Here is a 16,214-nt window from a genome sequence, read left to right as displayed (position 1 = left end):
CCTCAGGCACAGAGCCCCTCAGAAACAGACGAGTGGCCGGCAAACCCGAAGGCTCACCGACCACTCTTTGGGAGCGACGGACTGACTCAACCCCCGTTGGTCAGGCCGCCGAGATTGAGGTTCAACAGGTCGCCGCCGGTGTTTCCGGCGTTGACCGACAAGCCGTCGAGGCCGGTGCCGTTGGGCACGTTGACGTAAATCAACCCCGTCGTGGAGTCGCCCGGATTGAGCTCGGCACTCAGTACCGGACCCTCGCCGAGGTCGACACTTGCCAGCAGGTTCGCGCCGTCAGCGTTGGCCGTGATGTTCGAGCTGTCGATGGTGACGAGGTCGTTGCCATTGTTGGTGGCCGTGAGGGTCACAGCGCAGACGTTGCCGGTGATGTTGAGGCCGGTAACACTCGCCAGAGGCGCGTGGCAGTCAACCGAACTCACCGTGACGGTCAACCCGTCGGCGTTGGTCCCCGTGACCGGGGTGCCTCCACCGGTGACCGGGTTGCCGCCAACCGTCTGGCCGGGAAGCGGTCCGGTGAAGACCGAGAACGGGTTGACCCCGTCATTGTTCAGAACCTCGGTGCCCGCACCGGTGCCGGCCGGAAGCCGAAAGCCGACGAACGACAGCAGGAGTCCGATCACCCCGACGGTGAGCGCCGCGATGGCGACTCCCCGACGGCGCTTCGGCTGGATGAGCCCGACGATTGCGAGCGCGATCGCGGGGATCAGCAGCATCCAGGCAAGGCCAGCCGTTATCAGGAAGATCGCGAGCAGGAACCCGAGGATGCCGAGGCCGAGCGCGACCATCCCGATCGTGTTCCCGCGGGGTTGTTCGTTCGGTTCGACCCTGTTCGGTTCGACCCTGTTCGGTTCGACCCCAGTGGGCTGCGCCTGTTCCGGCGTAGTCCGCGGCTTGGGTGATGTGAGAGTTGTCGTCATGATGCCCGTTCCCATCTTTCGATTTCGCCCCCCATGGACGATCCCTGGCATCCCGCTGGTGAGAGCGATATCCAGGTACTTACCGGCACCGTACACCGGTCGTTCTACCCCCGGATGCCCCCCGGATTGGGGGGTTGACCCCCGTGTGGGGGTAGTGGCAAATTGCGGGTCGATTTGGACCGCGAATCCCTTATGGGAGAACACATTTTGCTCGGGGCCGAGCGCGGTTCTGAGGCTGCCGTTTGCCGCACGGTAGCCTCCATCGAGTGCCGGCTGTCCCGATCAAGCGCCCCGAGTTTCGGGCCATCACTCACGACGACTCGAGCAGCTACGGGATGCTCGCCGACGAGTCGGTGCTGGTGCAGGGTGATGCACAGGCGGTGCTGAGAGCGATGCCGAGCAAGGTCGTGCAGACCGTCGTCACGAGCCCGCCGTACTGGTCGCTGCGCGACTACGGCATCGGCGGTCAGGTCGGGCTCGAGGCATCCGTCTTCGACTTCATCGACCGAGTTGCCGAGCTCTTCGACGACGTGCAGCGCGTGCTGCGTGACGACGGAACTCTTTGGCTGAACATCGGCGACTCGTACACATCCGGCGGGCGCACCTGGCGTGCCCCCGACAAGAAGAACGTCGCGCGCGCGATGTCGACGCGGCCCGGGACCCCCGAGGGACTGAAGTCGAAAGATCTCATCGGGGTGCCGTGGCGACTCGCCTTCGCTCTGCAAGAACGCGGCTGGTACCTCCGCTCGGAGATCATCTGGAACAAGCCGAACGCCCAGCCCGAGTCGGTGCGTGACCGACCCACTCGCTCACACGAAACCGTTTTTCTGCTCACCAAGTCGGAGCACTACCGGTACGACGTCGATGCGGTGCGAGGACCGAACGATCGCCGGCTGCGGACGGTGTGGGATGTGCCGACTCAGCGGGTGGGGGAGGCGAGCGGTCACTTCGCCACGTTTCCTTCGACTCTGGTGGAGCCGTGTGTGGCCCTCGGCAGCGAGCCGGGCGACTTGGTGATGGATCCGTTTCTGGGCTCGGGCACAACGGCCCTGGTCGCCGGATCTCTGCAGCGCCGATTCGCCGGGATCGAACTCAACCCCGAGTATTTCGAGATGTCGCGGGCGCGACTGCTGAAAGCCGGGTTTCTGAACCTGTGAGCTTTTCCCATTTCTCACAGGTTCGTATCCCACTAGCCTGTGGGTGTACCGTTTCGTCTAGGTGCTCTCTGCGAGCATAAGTAAGCCGAAGGTTGGGATTCCTCCCAACTTGTCGATCATCGGTCCGTGAGACCGGCGGTCGCTCCGCGTGGCCCGATAAGGGCGCATTCGCGATTAAGAGATCGCGAACCGAGCGATCCCCGTGATTCGCAGACTGTCATACCCATCGCGGCGTCCCCTCCTCGGGACGCCATTTCATCAGCTGCTTCCCCCGTAGGCCCCAAGCCTTGCTGCTCTTGTCCGGTGTTCAACACCCACTGAGAAAGCCGGCTTGCACAATGCCCTACGACATTTCCGTACCCGCGACAGCCAAACGCTCTCGTCGTCCGCTGCTCATTGCAGTTGGCACGATGCTCGCTGTCGGATCTGCCATCCTTTTCGCTCCGCTCGCCGCCAGCGCGGCAGAACCGGGTGATGACGACTTTCTCGGTTCAGCCGAGGACTACTCGGTGATCGCGTCGGACACGATCACTGACACCGCGACGCACGGCACCCAGGTCGAAGGAAACGTGGGGCTGACGCCTGGAACCGACCAGCAGCTCGGCGACATTCAGGTCGGCGGCGACATCCACGTCAACGACACGGCTGCCACAACTGCCGACGCCGACCTCAACATTGCCTACGTCATTCTTGCCAACACGGCAGCAACAGACGTCGTTGGCACGACCAATCTCGCAGCCAACCCTCTCCCGTACGGACCGGGTGTGTACCAGTCGGCAAGCGATCTGCTGCTCGACGGCACCATTACTCTTTCGGGAGCGGCTGACGACGTCTGGATCTTCCAGGCATCCACCGGATCACTGACCGTCGGCTCCAACAGCGTCGTGCTCCTCGTCGGAGGCGCCCAGTCGTGCAACGTCTACTGGCAGGTGGGCAGTTCCGCGACAATCGGGACTAACGCCACGTTCGTCGGCACCGTCGTTGCCGCGACTTCCATCTCGGCGCTCACCGGCGCCACGATTCAGGGACAACTGCTGGCCGGGGCCACCAACGCCGGTGCCGTAACCCTCGACAACAACCTGATCACCATGGGATCACCGTGCGTGCGTCAGACCTCGACGGAGCGAATCGCCGCTGAGGAATCGGGTGGTACCGGCGGGACCGGTGGATCCGGGACCGGCGGCACGGATGGAACGACGAGCACGAGCGGATCGAGTGGTAGCCGCAACGCTGGCAGCCACGGTGCGAGTCGCATCTTCAGTGCACCTCAGGTCCTCGCCTCCACCGGTGTCGACGCCCAAACCACCATGGTGCCGTCGATCATCGCAGCGCTGCTTCTGCTGATCACCGGAACTCTGGTTGTTGTCGTCCCCCGTCTTGTTGTAGTCCCCCGTCGCCGCGCTGCGCTCGCGCGGGATTGAACGGGTTGCGGTAGTCCAGCCGGGGGGCTGGATCGCCCAGGGGTCGCCGCTCGGGGGAGCGGCGACTCACCTGTGCGCCCCGACGGAATCCCACGGGTGTGGGGTTAGCGTGGCGGCGTGAACCCGATAGATCTGATCGTGATCATCGCGCTGCCAGCGGCGAGCCTCATCCTGGGGCTGTTCGTGCCGCTCGCGGCGGGCATGGCGATCGCCGGGCTCGTCATCGGACTCGTCTCGCGGCGTTGGGGTGGCTTCCTGATCGGGATGCTGCTGCTCGTCTTCTTGGTCGCCCTCGCGCTCCTCGGTCGATCGTGGGCGGTGTCGATCGCAACACCCGAGCAGCTCGTGCAGGGTAATCAGAACGCGGGGATCGTGTTCGGCACGCTCACCCCGTTCGGAGTGTTGCTGGGGTTGGTGCTCGTCGGCGTCACGCTCGCGCGACAGTATGTCGGGGGAGCGGCGGCGCGCCGGCGGGAGTCTCGCTAGCTGTCCTCGGCCGAGCCCGTCACATCAAACGGCCCGGTTGCCCGGTGCGAGCCCGGGGCTGGCGGCAACTCGGGGTCGAGCAACTCTGGCTCCAGCAACTCTGGCTCGAGCAGCTCTGTCTTCAGCAACTCCGGGTCGACCACCTCTGCCTCGACCACCTCGTCGTCTTCGACCTGATCGCCGACCTCGCTGTGCGTGTCCATGCTGTGTCGTCCCATGATCCGTTCCCCCTCGGTTTCGAATACCGTACCTGTGTCGGCCGCCTCATGGTCCAGTTCTGCCGGGTGTGCCGTAACTCTCGCTAAGGTCGCGCACATGGCCTTCACCGCGAGCGCTCTCAAAGAAGACGCCATTCGACGCCTCAACGAAATTCTCGGAACGAACGAACAGATCGGTGTCGGCAGTTCGGTTTCGTCGGTCCTGTTCGACGCCGCGACAGCGCGACTCGGGCTGTCGAACGATGGTTCGATGCCCGAACGCGCCCGCCGAGTGGTCGAGGCAGCCGGGTTGAGTTGGGATGCCGAACATTGGTCGAGGGGATCGACCGTCACCCTGTCGGGCCTCAACCACATGATTGAGGCGCTCGAGCGTCGCGCAGGGGAGTCCAGTGCGACCAAGGCGAATGCGGCGGGGCTCGGAGTCGAATACCGCCCTCGAACCGGAGGTATCGCGGCAGCGCCCACCGAACTGGTGCGCAACTGGGATGCTCTCGACGAAGCCACTCGCGCGCATCAGCGGCTCGAGTCTGCCCTGGCGGAGGTCGTTCGGGCTGCCGGGTACAGCCCGCGATCGCCGGGGTCTGGGGAGCCCGACTTCGATCTCGCCTGGGAGATCGACGGCACCGTGGTTGTCGTCGAGGTGAAGAGCGCGAATCCCTCGAACCATCGCCAACAGGCCCGGCTCGCTCTGGGCCAAGTCATCGAATACCGCACCCGACTGTCGGCGATGCACGACTCGACGAGAGCGGTGGTGTTACTCGGCGACCCGGTGTCTCAACTCGACCGCGAGATGGCGGCGTCGGCCGGCGTCCTGATGACCGACCTCAGTTCGCTCGACGAATTGTTCGCCTCGCTGTAGATCGCGATATTCGAGTTCTGATGCACCGCCATGAGGTGCTCGACGTACTCGGGAGCCACCACCCGATTCAGCTCACGCAGCAGACGCCAGTGATGTTTGACGTTCTCGTTGCGGCGGCCGGCGTTCTGTTTGACGACGACGTTCTCGTGCTCTGACTTCTCGATCTCCACCACCAGGCTTCGGCGGGCTGAGGCGATCGGCAGCGGCAGCGACGCGAGCGTGGACTTCGACACCGTGATGCCGCCCTCGTAAACCCGCCACCACCAGTAGGCGAGAGAGGAGTTCAGCACCACGTAGGCGCGATCCCGCGCGAGGGATGTCGGAAAGTAGAGGCGGTGAACGTGGCCGCGATCGAGGGAGCGCTTCACCGCCGACAGAAAGTAGCGCGGCGTCATCGGAATATCGAGGTGAAACGCCGTCCACTCTCGGGACGTGATGTCGGCCAAGGTGGCCTCGACCGCCACCATCTCGCGGTGCAGCGGCACCAGGTCTGCCCCAACCTTGGGGAATGCGCGCTCGGCATCCGGTTGCAGGGGCGAGAGGAAGTCATCCGCCCGCTCGAATAGCTCCGCCCGCTCGTGCGAGCGCCATCTCAGCAGCGGGGTGATGCGGTGCCGGTTCGGCAGCGCCTGCTCGCCGTCAGCATCGCCGCTGACCCGCGCCGTGCCGACGAGCACCGCCGCACGGGTCGAGTTGACCCGGTTGCTGTTCTGCGACCCGAACTTGATGCCGCGAAACACGTTGTCGGGCACATTGTCGAAGCAGTAGACATCCATCGTGGCAAGACGCCGAACGAGTAGCTGGCGAAAGGTCGTGAACTTCGCCCCGGTCGTGAAACTCTGCGGGCAGATCGCGACGATGCCCCGACGTTCGCGGTCGCCGGCGCGCAGCATCCGTTCGATGAAGTACGCGTACAGGTCGCGTGACTCGGCTGAGGCAAACCGGTCGTCACGCGGCACGACGACGTAGGGCGGATTGAGGATCGCGTAGTCGTACTCGGGAAGCTCGTCGGTGAGCGCGTCGGCTACTCGTGAACGGCCGACGACGGCGAGGTAGATCGGGCGCTCTCGTTCAAACTCGACCGTGAGCAGCACGCAGGCGATCAGGAGGGCGAGCGGGTCGCGGTCGACGAGCACGAGCGAGGTCGCGACGAAACGGTCAGGATCGGGTTGCTCGCGCGCGAGCCAGTACGACAGGTTGCCGACGCCGCAGCACGGGTCGATCCAGACGCCGGCCGGAAACCGCGCGGCACGAGCGGCGAGAAACTGCGCGACGTCGTCGGGGGTGAAGAACTGGCCCGACGACTTACGGCTGCCGCGGTCGACGTGGGCCAGCGAAAACTCGTAGAGCACCCCGATTTCACTCATCGTGAGGCCGTCGAGAAGGTCATCGGCGAACGCCGCATCCCGCAGCGGGAGGTCGCTGAGGATCGCTGTCAGCGACGGAAGCGCCCGGGTTTCAGTGACACGGGTTTCAGCGACCCGGGACGCATGAGTGGCGACGAGCGAATGCCAGGTGCTCTGGATGCCGCGGGATTCGATCGACTCGGCAACCAGTTCTGCACGTGCGAAGAGCAGGCGCCGGGTCATCCCCTCACCGTAGAACGCACCCCCGACTCGCTCAGGGACGCGCGCCGCGCTCAGGACTCGGTGGATGTCTTAGCGGTGGATGTCTCAGCAGCGGGTTCGTCCACGGTTTCGCCAATGACATCCTCAGCACCGGGGTCGTTCAAGGCGGCGCCGCCGATCGGTACCCCACCCCAGGAGAGCGCGGTCCAGCCGGATTCCGGCGAACCGTCAACGACGACGACCGCGGTGTTGTCGAGGCGATTCTCGGCGGTGAACTCTTCGCCGAGGTTGGCGACGCGGCTGCCGGTCCAGACCCGGATTGCTGCACCGTGACTGACAACCACAACGGTGTCGTCGGCCGCGTGGCTGGCGACGATGTGGGCGACATCCGCGTCGAAGCGCGAGAAGAATGCGGTGCCGTCGAGTCCGCCGGGCATCGCGCGATCGAGATGTCCCTCACCCCAGCCGAACACAGTCCCCATGTATCCGCGCACCGACTCGAGGTCGCTCAGGCCCTCAAGCGATCCCGCTTCGATCTCATGCAGACCCGGCAACTCGATCGGGGTCAGACCGAGGGCGGCGGCAAGTGGGGCGGCGGTCTCGTGCGTGCGACGCAACTTCGAGACGTAGATCGCGGAGATTCCGGCATCGCCGAGCGCGGCGGGCACGGCTTCGGCCTGACGGGTGCCGAGGGAGGTCAGGCCGGGGCCGGGGGTGGCTGTCTCGAGGGCGCCATCCACGTTGGCCTGAGTCTGGCCGTGCCTGATGAAGAGAATCCGCATGTCGACCTCAGCCTATGCCGGGCGCTTGAACCAGTGGGCAGGCTACTTGACGGCCAGCGCGTACGAGAAGCCGCCGGCGCTGGTGTCGATGCTGACCCACACCGTTTTAGCCGTGCCGTCGGCCAGCGTTCCGTCGCAGGTGTACAGGGTTCCCGGTTGGATGCTCTCGACAGAGATCGGGCAGCTGACCGACGCGAGCCGCCCCGAGCCGACCAAGTCGGCGCGGATCGTCTGCTGAACCTCGAGAGCCTTGGCGAGCGGTGCCGTGGCACCCGACGAAATGGCGACCGCCGGAACAGCAACCGAAGCCAGCGTCAGGAGGATCAACGCGATCAGCGGGCCGACACCTTTCACGCGCACCCGGCGCGCGATCAGGTAGACCAGCGGGCCGAGAATCGCGAAGGCCCCGCTCGCGGGCGAGTGGCCGAGCGACTTCAGGCGGCTGGCATCCACGAACGCCCAAATGAGGCAGAGCAGGTAGGGAACGAGCACCAGACCCGCGACGACCGGGATGCCGGCGACGGCGGGTTCAGGGGAGATGTAGAAGGCGACGTAGGCGGCCGCGATCGCCGCGACCAGGGTCAGAACCGGGTAGAGCGCGATAAGCCACGACGAGGCGGTTGCCGTGCGCCGCGCCGAGGGTTCGGGGCTTTCGGGTTCGGCGTGCCAGTTCGAGGTGCCGCGAGATCTGGAGGTGGCGTCGCTGGCGCCGTACAGGCCAGCACTGGCATCCTGGGCCGAGCCTTCCGTCGCCGAGCGCACGATGACGTCGTGCTCTTCGGTGCTGATGCCGTACTGGCGCTCGAGGGCGCGGGCTTCGGCGATGCGAGCAGCGGTGGATGCGGCCTGGCCGGCATCGACAGCATCGGGTGCGGTCGACCCCTGGTCGCTCGTGGCGTGCTGACCATCGGTGTGGTCGCTCAGCCAGCCTTGCTGGTTCTGCTGGTGAGTAAATCCATCGCCGTAGCGTTGTTCGGCGACCGGCTGCTGTGGGCGAGGCGGCGCCGTCGGCTTGAGCGTCGTGTGCTCGGTCCAGGCCAGACCATTCCACCAGCGCACGTGGGCGCTCGAGGCCGGGTCTTCGTACCAGCCCGCGGGGACGACGCGGGTCGCCTCGTAGGTCAAGCCGTTCTCCTTCTGGACAGCGCGTCGGTTGGGGACGCTTCTGTGATGGGTAATAGAAGGGCGGTGCAGGTCACGGATGGTGCAGTGGGTGGCCTCAGTCTAGGTACCTGGGCTGTGGGGCGCTGAACCCAGTTCGGGTGTGTCGACATCGCGCTCACGCACCGTTCAGAGCCGGGTGGCTCAGTTGCCGATCGAGAAAACGCCCCAGTCGTCGACGCGCCAGTCGATCCAACCATTGGATCGCTGGAGGCTGACGAGCACATTGAACTGCTCTCCGGCGGCGTTCTTGGCGACGCAGGTGAACGACTGCTGGACCAGCAGCGGAGGAGTTTCGGGGCAGTCGATCGTGAGCTGAGCGCCGATCGAGCTGGCGTCCAGAGTGACCGACCGTTCGGCCTCTGCCGAGAACGTCGAAGGCGCGAGTTCCATCACCAAACCCGGAACGGCGACGATCGCGCCGATGGTGAACAGCCCCAGCACGAGGTAGGTGAGCACCGGCGCGAAGCCGGTTCCGGCTTCGCGAACCGTCGCCACAAGCCTCGCCACGAGGTACACGGGAGCGCCAAGGAAGGCCCACGCCCAATGTGCGGGGGAGGTCATCCCGGTGCTGAGCAGGCGGCGCCGATCGAGGGCTGCGAGTACGACGCCCGCGATCCAGGGCACGCCAAGAACGATCCCGAGAGCGAACGGGGCGAACGACGCGTCTGGGCCGCTCAGCAGGATGAGCATCGCGATGAGCAACATGTAGGCCGGGATGAGGGTCAAGATCCAGCCCGGCACGGTACTTGTCGATGGTGCCGCGGTGAGCGTCGTTCGACGGTGTCCGTAGCCGGCGTCCCCAGCGGGGCTCGTCCCGTAGGCGCGCTCCGGCGCAAACTCGGGGATGAACGTTGTCGTTGACGACGACGCGTGCTGGAACGACGAGCGCGGCATGGACGGCTCGCCCAACAGATCTTCGTGTTGTTCGTCGAGGTCGTAGCGCATCGTGCGCGGGGCATCATCGACAGGGGAGCTCTGGGCGGCGCGCGCCGCAGGCGACATCTCGGTCGCGATCTCGTGCCCTCGCGTCGGTGCCTCAAGTTCGCTCAGCGGCTCGGCGAAGCGCGGCGAGTCGCCCGCGCGGTCGCGAACGACGTCATCGTCGTGGGCCAGGCGCTCCTGTTCGCGCAGCGCTCGCCGCGACGGCAGGTCGGTCGCGCCGGTGTAGAGGGGCTCCTCGAAGTACAGCTGGGTGTCCTCGAGGTCGATGAGATCGTCGGCAAAGGGAAGGTCGTCCGCGAACGGAAGATCGTCGGCAAACGCGAGCCGGGGAGGCAGAGCCGCCACCTGCTCCATCGGAGCGCTTTGCGCCCGCAACGGCTGCGAAACCATGGGCTGACGGGCATCCGAAGTGTGTTCGGTCCACGAGTGGTTGTCCCACCATCGCAGTTGCGGTAACCCGAGAGGATCGGGGTACCATCCCGCAGGAACGCGGACGTCGTCGTCTGCCACGACTGCGCTCCTTCACGTCCCTGACTGCCCGAAAAAGTCGGGATTCACAGCTGATTCTAAGCGGTGGGGCCTCCCGGGGGTACCCGGTTCGTCTACCCCGACCAGGGGACACCCGCAGAGGGGCGACCCCGACCGAACAGGGCAGACTTCACCACATGACTTCCCTCGGCGATACCGGCCTTGCCGCCGCCCTGCCGTCGCCGTGGGATCCGGATGCCTTCGTTGAGGCCTTCGACGACTGGGCCCGCTCGCGCGGCCTCAAGCTCTACCCCGCACAGGAAGAGGCGGTGCTCGAGCTGGTGCTCGACCGTCACCTCGTCCTGTCGACCCCGACCGGTACGGGGAAGTCGCTGGTCGCGATCGCCGCCCATGCCGTTGCCCTCGCCCAGGGCCAGCGCTCGTATTACACCGCCCCGCTCAAGGCACTCGTGAGCGAGAAGTTTTTCGCCCTGGTCGAGACCTTCGGGCCCGCGAACGTCGGCATGGTCACGGGCGACTCGAGCGTCAACCCCGACGCCCCGATCATCTGCTGCACGGCCGAGATCCTCGCCAACCTGGCCCTCCGCGAAGGGGTCGACGCGAAGGTGGATGTCGTCATCGCCGACGAGTTCCACTTCTACGGCGACCCGCAACGCGGCTGGGCGTGGCAGGTTCCGTTGCTCATCCTGAATCGTGCGCGGTTCGTGCTGATGTCGGCGACCCTCGGCGACCTGACCGACATCTCAGCCGACCTGGAACGTCGCACCGGCCGCGAGGTCGCGCACGTCACGGGGGTCGAGCGACCGGTTCCGCTGCGCTACAAGTACGTCACGACGCCCGTCCACGAGACGGTCGAAGAGTTGATGGATGGCAAGCTCGCCCCGGTCTACATCGTGCACTTCGCGCGGGCGGCAGCCGTCGAGCGCGCCCAGGCGTTGCTCTCGGCACGCGTCGCGACTCGGGAGCAGCGTGACCGGATCGCCGAAGAGATCGGCGGCTTCAGGTTCTCGCCCGGATTTGGGTCGACCCTCAACAAGCTCGTGCGGTCGGGCATCGGCGTGCACCACGCGGGGATGTTGCCCAAGTACCGGCGACTCGTCGAACAGCTCGCTCAACTCGGGATGTTGCGCGTCATCTGCGGCACCGACACCCTCGGAGTTGGCATCAACGTGCCGATCCGAACCGTGTTGTTCACCGCGTTGACGAAGTTCGACGGGGTGAAGACCCGGCAGTTGTCGGCTCGCGAGTTTCACCAGATTGCGGGCCGTGCGGGGAGGGCAGGCTTCGATACCGAAGGTGAGGTCGAGGCCGAGGCCCCCGAGCACGAGATCGAGAACGCGCTCGTCGCGATCAAGGCCGAGGCGAAGGCCACCGCATCGGGCAAGAAGAGTAAGCAAGGACCGAAGAAGCGTGCGCCCGAGGGCTTCGTCTCGTGGGGTCCGGCATCGTTCGAGCGGCTGATCGCGGCCGAGCCCGAGACTCTCACCTCGTCGATGCAAATCACGGCGGCGATGTTGATCAACGTCATCGGGCGGGCTTCTGACGGGCACGGCGGGGGAGACCCGTTCACCGATGTCAAGCAGCTGGTGTACGACAACCACGAGCCGATCACCCGTCAGCGTGAGTTGGCCCGTCGCGCGATCGGTATCTACCGCACGCTCACCGCAGCTGGCGTCGTCGAGCTGCGGGACGGCATCCCGCGTCTGACCGTCGACCTGCAACCGAACTTCGCGCTCAACCAGCCGCTGTCACCGTTCGCGCTCGCCGCGTTCGAACTGCTCGATCGGGGCTCCCCCGAAAGCCCAGCGCCCACCTACGCGCTCGACATGATCAGCATCCTCGAAGCGACCCTCGACGACCCGCGACCGGTGCTCTCGCAGCAGCAGTTCAAGGCTCGAGGCGAGGCTGTCGCCGCGATGAAGGCCGACGGCATCGAGTACGACGAGCGCATGGAACTGCTCGAGTCGGTGACCTGGCCCAAGCCGCTCGACGAGCTGCTCGAGGTGACTTTCGAGACCTTCGCGACATCCCAGCCGTGGGTGCGCGACTTCGAACTCTCACCGAAGTCGGTCGTGCGTGACCTGTACGAACGCGCGATGTCGTTCTCGGACTACATCGCCTTCTACCAGCTCGGGCGTAGCGAAGGACTCGTGCTGCGCTACCTGTCCGACGCCTATCGCGCGGCCCGCCAGACGATTCCCGACGAGGCCAAGACCGAAGAACTGCACGACATCATCGAGTGGCTCGGCGAACTCGTGCGCCAGGTCGACTCGAGTCTGCTCGACGAGTGGAATGCGCTCCAGAACCCGGCGGAGATCGACCCCGAGAAGCCGGTGCTGCCGCCAGCACCGACCTCCGTTGTCACCAACCGTCGCGCGTTCCTGGTGCTCGTGCGCAACGCCCTATGGCGACGCGTGCACCTCGCGGCTCTCCAGCAGGATGACGAACTCACCGCGCTCGACCCGAACGCCGGCTGGCCGGAGGCTCTCGACGCCTACTACGCCGAACACGACGCGATCGGCACCGGGCCGGATGCCCGCAGCACCGCTCGTCTGATCATCGAAGAGGAGCCGGCCGATCGGCTCGGCTTCTGGCGGGTGCGGCAAATCCTTGACGACCCGGCCGCACATCATGACTGGGGAATCGTCGCCGAAGTCGATCTTGAGGCGTCAGCAGCTGAGGGAGTCGCTGTCGTCACCGTCCTGCGCGTAGATCGGCTCGACTGACAGCCGAAGCGCGAGCTCGGGAAAGTTAGTGCTCGTCGTCCGGGAAGTCGTGGTCGTTCACGGTGCGGCGACTGACGGCGCGAGCGACCTCGCGGTCGGTCTCGTGATCCTGGGTGCGCACCGACCGGATGGTGTCGACGATCCAGGTGACGGCCGGGATGACGCTCACCAGAGCCGCGAGAACCCCCAGTGCCGCAAAGGTGATCGTGACGATCGGGATGCCCGAATTGCACGCATTTGTCGCGCAGCTGTCTGCCGCCGTGACATCCACGACGGCAAAGCTGATCGCTGCGACAACGATCGCACCCAGCGCGACCACGCCCAGCACTCGCGACGAGTGCACTGTTTTTTCCCATCGTCAGGTGCGGTAGTCCCTGAAAACCTTGACTGCTCAGAGACTAGGGCGGCGTGCCGACAGGGGATACGCCCCGCTTCGGGGGCACCCCGTTCGAGGAGCACCCACACGGAGGACACGCTGGGCCACGGCAAGGTGACGCGTTGCCGAGAATGTGTGAGACTCGTCGGCGGTGGACCCCACACTTCTCGTCGTGCTCGTCATCGGGCTTGCTCTGCTGTTCGATTTCACGAACGGTTTCCACGACACCGCCAATGCCATGGCGACTCCGATCGCGACCGGAGCACTACGTCCCCGAGTCGCGGTCGCGCTCGCCGCAGCGCTCAACCTGGTCGGCGCGTTTCTGAGCACCGAGGTGGCTCGCACCATCTCGGGTGGCCTCATCAAGGAGGGCGCTGGCGGGGTGCAAATCACCCCAACGTTGATTCTTGCGGGGCTGATCGGCGCGATCGTCTGGAACCTCCTCACCTGGCTGCTGGGCCTTCCCTCCTCGTCGAGTCACGCGCTCTTCGGCGGCCTGATCGGCGCCGCGATCGTCGGCGCCGGCACCGGGGCGATCGACGGTGGGGTGCTGGTGTCGAAAATCCTCATCCCGGCCGTGCTCGCGCCGCTGACCGCGATGGGCGTGGCGTTCCTCGCGACCAAGATCGCCTACGCCATCACCCGCAAGCGCCAGCGCGACAACTTCAAGATCGGGCAGATCTTCACCTCGTCGCTCGTCTCGCTCGCTCACGGCACTAACGACGCCCAGAAGACGATGGGCGTGATCACCCTCACCCTGATCGCGGCCAAGGCCCTCGAGCCTGACGCCACGCCACCGATATGGGTGATCGTGGCGTGCGCCGTCGCGATCGCCGCCGGCACCTACACGGGCGGCTGGCGCATCATCAAGACGATCGGCCGCGATCTGACCGATATCGAACCCGCCCAGGGGTTCGCGGCCGAGGCGTCGACGGCTGCGACCATCCTCGCCTCGTCACACCTCGGCTTCGCGCTCTCCACCACCCAGGTCGCCTCGGGGTCGGTGATCGGCACCGGGCTTGGTCGCGTGGGAGCCAAGGTCAAGTGGGGCACGGCGGGCAAGATCGCGATCGGCTGGTTGATCACGATTCCGGCCGCGGGCATCGTGGCCGCACTCGCGGCACTCCTCGCGGGCATCGGGTTCTGGGGCATAATCGCGGATGTCGTGCTCGCGCTGGTCGTGATCGCGGGCATCTACCTCTGGTCGCGTCGCAACAGCGTGACGCATCGCACCTTTCACCAGCCGCAACCCGGCCAGTTCGTGCGGCCAAAGAAGCGCAAGGCGGCGTCCCGATGACAATCGCCTGGATGTCGTTCGTGCTCGTCGTCGCGGTCTCGCTCGTCGCCGCAGCGGCGTTAGTGGCCTTGTTCTCGCTGGGACTGCGACTGATCGACGGCACCGCGCCCTGGCGACGCCCGGTCGCCGTCGCCCTGTTCGTCATCTGCGCGGGGATCGCGCTCGTGGGGATCTGGCTCGTGGTTCCGTTTTTTCACTGACATTCGTTTCTCACTGACATTCGGTCGGTGAGCCTAGGCTCGACTCATGCAGGGAACCAACGGACCCGAGCCCGCATCGATGCTGCTCGAGGGGGATGGCCCGACGCGTACCGAGAGCGACTCGCTCGGTTCGATGCAGATTCCGGCCGCCGCCTACTGGGGAATTCACACCGCGCGGGCGCTCGAGAACTTTCCGATCTCGCGGCGCGCGATCTGGAACTACCCCGACCTGATCCGGGCTCTGGCGCGGGTGAAGCAGGCCTCGGCTCGGGCCAACAAAGAAATCGGCGTTCTCGATCCGCACCTGGCTGACGTGATCGACGCCGTCTGCGAGCGGATCGTCGCCGGCGAGTTGCACGACCAGTTCGTGGTCGGGGTGATTCAGGGCGGCGCGGGCACGAGCACCAACATGAACACCAACGAGGTGATCGCCAACGCGGGGCTCGAGGCCATGGGTCGCCCGTTCGGCGACTATGAGGCGCTGCATCCGATCGATGACGTGAACCGCTCACAGTCGACCAACGACGTCTACCCGACCGCCATCAAGTTGGCGATGGTGTTCGGCATCCAGCGGTTGCTGGTTGAGCACCGCGAACTCAGTGCGGCATTCGCCAAGAAGGGCGTCGAGTTCGCGCACATCCTGAAAATCGGGCGCACCCAGTTGCAGGATGCCGTACCGATGACGCTCGGGCAGGAGTTCACGGGCTTCGCCCACACCCTCGGCGAAGATCAGGATCGGTTGGGCGAAGTGATCCCGTGGCTGAATGAGATCAACATGGGCGCGACCGCGATCGGCACCGGCATCACGGCCGACCCACGCTACGCCGAGGCGGTGCGCCGACACCTCGAAGAGCTGACTGGGATGCCGCAGGAAACCGCACCCGACCTCATCGAGGCAACTTCGGATGCCGGAATCTTCATGACCGTCTCGGGAACCCTCAAACGCGCCGCCGTGAAACTCTCGAAGATCTGCAACGACCTGCGGCTCATTTCGTCGGGACCGCAGGCCGGGTTCGGCGAAATCAACCTCCCGGCGCGGCAGGCCGGCTCGTCGATCATGCCCGGAAAGGTGAACCCCGTCATCCCTGAGGTCGTGAACCAGGTTGCGTTCAGCGTCATCGGAGCGGATGCCACGGTCACGGCGGCGGCGGAAGCCGGGCAGTTGCAACTCAACGCGTTCGAGCCGGTGATCGCCCACAGCATCCTGCAGTCGCTGGCCTGGATGACGAACGCCTGCCGCACGCTGCGGGTGAACTGTGTCGACGGCATCACCGCGAACACCGAGCGCCTCTCGATGCAGGTCGAAACCTCCGTCGGAGTCGTGACGGCCCTGACGCCGTATATCGGCTACGCCGCTGCCGCCACCTTCGCCCATATCGCCCTCACGACGCACGCCTCGATCGCCGACCTGGTTCGGGACTCCGGGGTGATGTCCGAAGAGCAGTTGCAGCGCGTCCTGTCACCGGAGCGGTTGTCGGGGATGGTGCCGGCCACCGGAGCGATCACCCTGCCGGTGCCCGTCCCGCCGGTTGAGTAGCGCGCGAAGCAGCTTCTGGTCTCGCTGGTTGAGCAGCCCGCGAAGCGGTTTCTGGTCTCG

15 protein-coding genes are annotated in these 16,214 nt (G+C 65.9%); 8 read left to right on the top strand and 7 right to left on the bottom strand.

Features of this window, described 5'->3' with window-relative positions:
- Window positions 1–86 precede the first annotated feature (86 nt).
- Window positions 87–800, bottom strand: a complete 714-nt coding sequence (locus ABIR17_RS04440) for a DUF4352 domain-containing protein (protein ID WP_348003152.1) — start codon at window positions 798–800, stop codon at window positions 87–89.
- Window positions 801–1,267: 467 nt separating this feature from the next.
- Between ABIR17_RS04440 and ABIR17_RS04435 the strand changes: the two genes are divergently transcribed.
- From ABIR17_RS04435 to ABIR17_RS04425, 3 genes are all read left to right on the top strand, one after another.
- Window positions 1,268–2,089: a site-specific DNA-methyltransferase gene (locus ABIR17_RS04435; RefSeq protein ID WP_348003273.1), complete on the top strand. Its 822-nt coding sequence runs from the start codon at window positions 1,268–1,270 to the stop codon at window positions 2,087–2,089.
- Window positions 2,090–2,427: 338 nt separating this feature from the next.
- The gene (locus tag ABIR17_RS04430; protein WP_348003151.1) at window positions 2,428–3,510 is read left to right on the top strand and encodes an ice-binding family protein; all 1,083 of its coding nucleotides are present in this window, start codon (window positions 2,428–2,430) and stop codon (window positions 3,508–3,510) included.
- 117 nt (window positions 3,511–3,627) lie between these two features.
- Window positions 3,628–3,996, top strand: a complete 369-nt coding sequence (locus tag ABIR17_RS04425; RefSeq protein WP_348003150.1) for a hypothetical protein — start codon at window positions 3,628–3,630, stop codon at window positions 3,994–3,996.
- Here the strand turns inward: ABIR17_RS04425 and ABIR17_RS04420 are convergent.
- Window positions 3,993–4,214, bottom strand: coding sequence for a hypothetical protein (locus tag ABIR17_RS04420; RefSeq protein ID WP_348003149.1), 222 nt, complete (start codon window positions 4,212–4,214; stop codon window positions 3,993–3,995). The genes ABIR17_RS04425 and ABIR17_RS04420 overlap by 4 nt on opposite strands.
- Window positions 4,215–4,311: 97 nt before the next feature.
- On the opposite strand from ABIR17_RS04420, the gene ABIR17_RS04415 reads away from it, so the two are divergent.
- Window positions 4,312–5,073 (top strand): hypothetical protein, encoded by a 762-nt coding sequence (locus ABIR17_RS04415; protein ID WP_348003148.1) that lies wholly within the window; start codon window positions 4,312–4,314, stop codon window positions 5,071–5,073.
- On the opposite strand, the gene ABIR17_RS04410 is transcribed toward ABIR17_RS04415, so the two are convergent.
- The 4 genes from ABIR17_RS04410 to ABIR17_RS04395 all read right to left on the bottom strand — a co-directional run bounded on the left by ABIR17_RS04410 (window position 4,989) and on the right by ABIR17_RS04395 (window position 10,039).
- Window positions 4,989–6,662, bottom strand: coding sequence for an N-6 DNA methylase (locus ABIR17_RS04410; protein ID WP_348003147.1), 1,674 nt, complete (start codon window positions 6,660–6,662; stop codon window positions 4,989–4,991). The genes ABIR17_RS04415 and ABIR17_RS04410 overlap by 85 nt on opposite strands.
- A gap of 50 nt (window positions 6,663–6,712) precedes the next feature.
- Window positions 6,713–7,423 carry a histidine phosphatase family protein gene (locus tag ABIR17_RS04405; RefSeq protein ID WP_348003146.1) on the bottom strand — a complete coding sequence of 237 codons (711 nt, stop codon included), beginning with the start codon at window positions 7,421–7,423 and terminating at the stop codon, window positions 6,713–6,715.
- A 42-nt stretch (window positions 7,424–7,465) separates the two neighbouring features.
- On the bottom strand, window positions 7,466–8,548 hold the full coding sequence (locus ABIR17_RS04400) for a DUF2510 domain-containing protein (protein ID WP_348003145.1): 1,083 nt from the start codon (window positions 8,546–8,548) through the stop codon (window positions 7,466–7,468).
- A 180-nt stretch (window positions 8,549–8,728) separates the two neighbouring features.
- Window positions 8,729–10,039: a DUF2510 domain-containing protein gene (locus ABIR17_RS04395; protein ID WP_348003144.1), complete on the bottom strand. Its 1,311-nt coding sequence runs from the start codon at window positions 10,037–10,039 to the stop codon at window positions 8,729–8,731.
- 155 nt (window positions 10,040–10,194) lie between these two features.
- On the opposite strand from ABIR17_RS04395, the gene ABIR17_RS04390 reads away from it, so the two are divergent.
- Window positions 10,195–12,744, top strand: a complete 2,550-nt coding sequence (locus tag ABIR17_RS04390) for a DUF3516 domain-containing protein (protein WP_348003143.1) — start codon at window positions 10,195–10,197, stop codon at window positions 12,742–12,744.
- Window positions 12,745–12,769: 25 nt separating this feature from the next.
- Here ABIR17_RS04390 and ABIR17_RS04385 read toward each other — a convergent pair whose 3' ends face one another.
- Window positions 12,770–13,087 (bottom strand): hypothetical protein, encoded by a 318-nt coding sequence (locus ABIR17_RS04385; RefSeq protein WP_348003142.1) that lies wholly within the window; start codon window positions 13,085–13,087, stop codon window positions 12,770–12,772.
- 184 nt (window positions 13,088–13,271) lie between these two features.
- Here ABIR17_RS04385 and ABIR17_RS04380 point away from each other — a divergent pair, with 184 nt between their 5' ends.
- From ABIR17_RS04380 to ABIR17_RS04370, 3 genes are read left to right on the top strand one after another with little or no spacing between them, the layout of a single operon-like run.
- Window positions 13,272–14,417 carry an inorganic phosphate transporter gene (locus ABIR17_RS04380; RefSeq protein WP_348003141.1) on the top strand — a complete coding sequence of 382 codons (1,146 nt, stop codon included), beginning with the start codon at window positions 13,272–13,274 and terminating at the stop codon, window positions 14,415–14,417.
- Window positions 14,414–14,617, top strand: coding sequence for a hypothetical protein (locus ABIR17_RS04375; protein ID WP_348003140.1), 204 nt, complete (start codon window positions 14,414–14,416; stop codon window positions 14,615–14,617). The genes ABIR17_RS04380 and ABIR17_RS04375 overlap by 4 nt, the downstream gene beginning before the upstream one ends.
- 46 nt (window positions 14,618–14,663) lie before the next feature.
- Window positions 14,664–16,154, top strand: a complete 1,491-nt coding sequence (locus ABIR17_RS04370; protein WP_348003139.1) for an aspartate ammonia-lyase — start codon at window positions 14,664–14,666, stop codon at window positions 16,152–16,154.
- The last annotated feature ends 60 nt before the right edge of the window (window positions 16,155–16,214 follow it).

Origin of the sequence: Pseudolysinimonas sp., from assembly GCF_039912695.1 — a bacterium.
Lineage (GTDB): Bacteria > Actinomycetota > Actinomycetes > Actinomycetales > Microbacteriaceae > Pseudolysinimonas_A.
The sequence above is the reverse complement of the archived record's forward strand: the minus strand, read 5'-3'. Positions and strand labels throughout refer to the sequence as shown.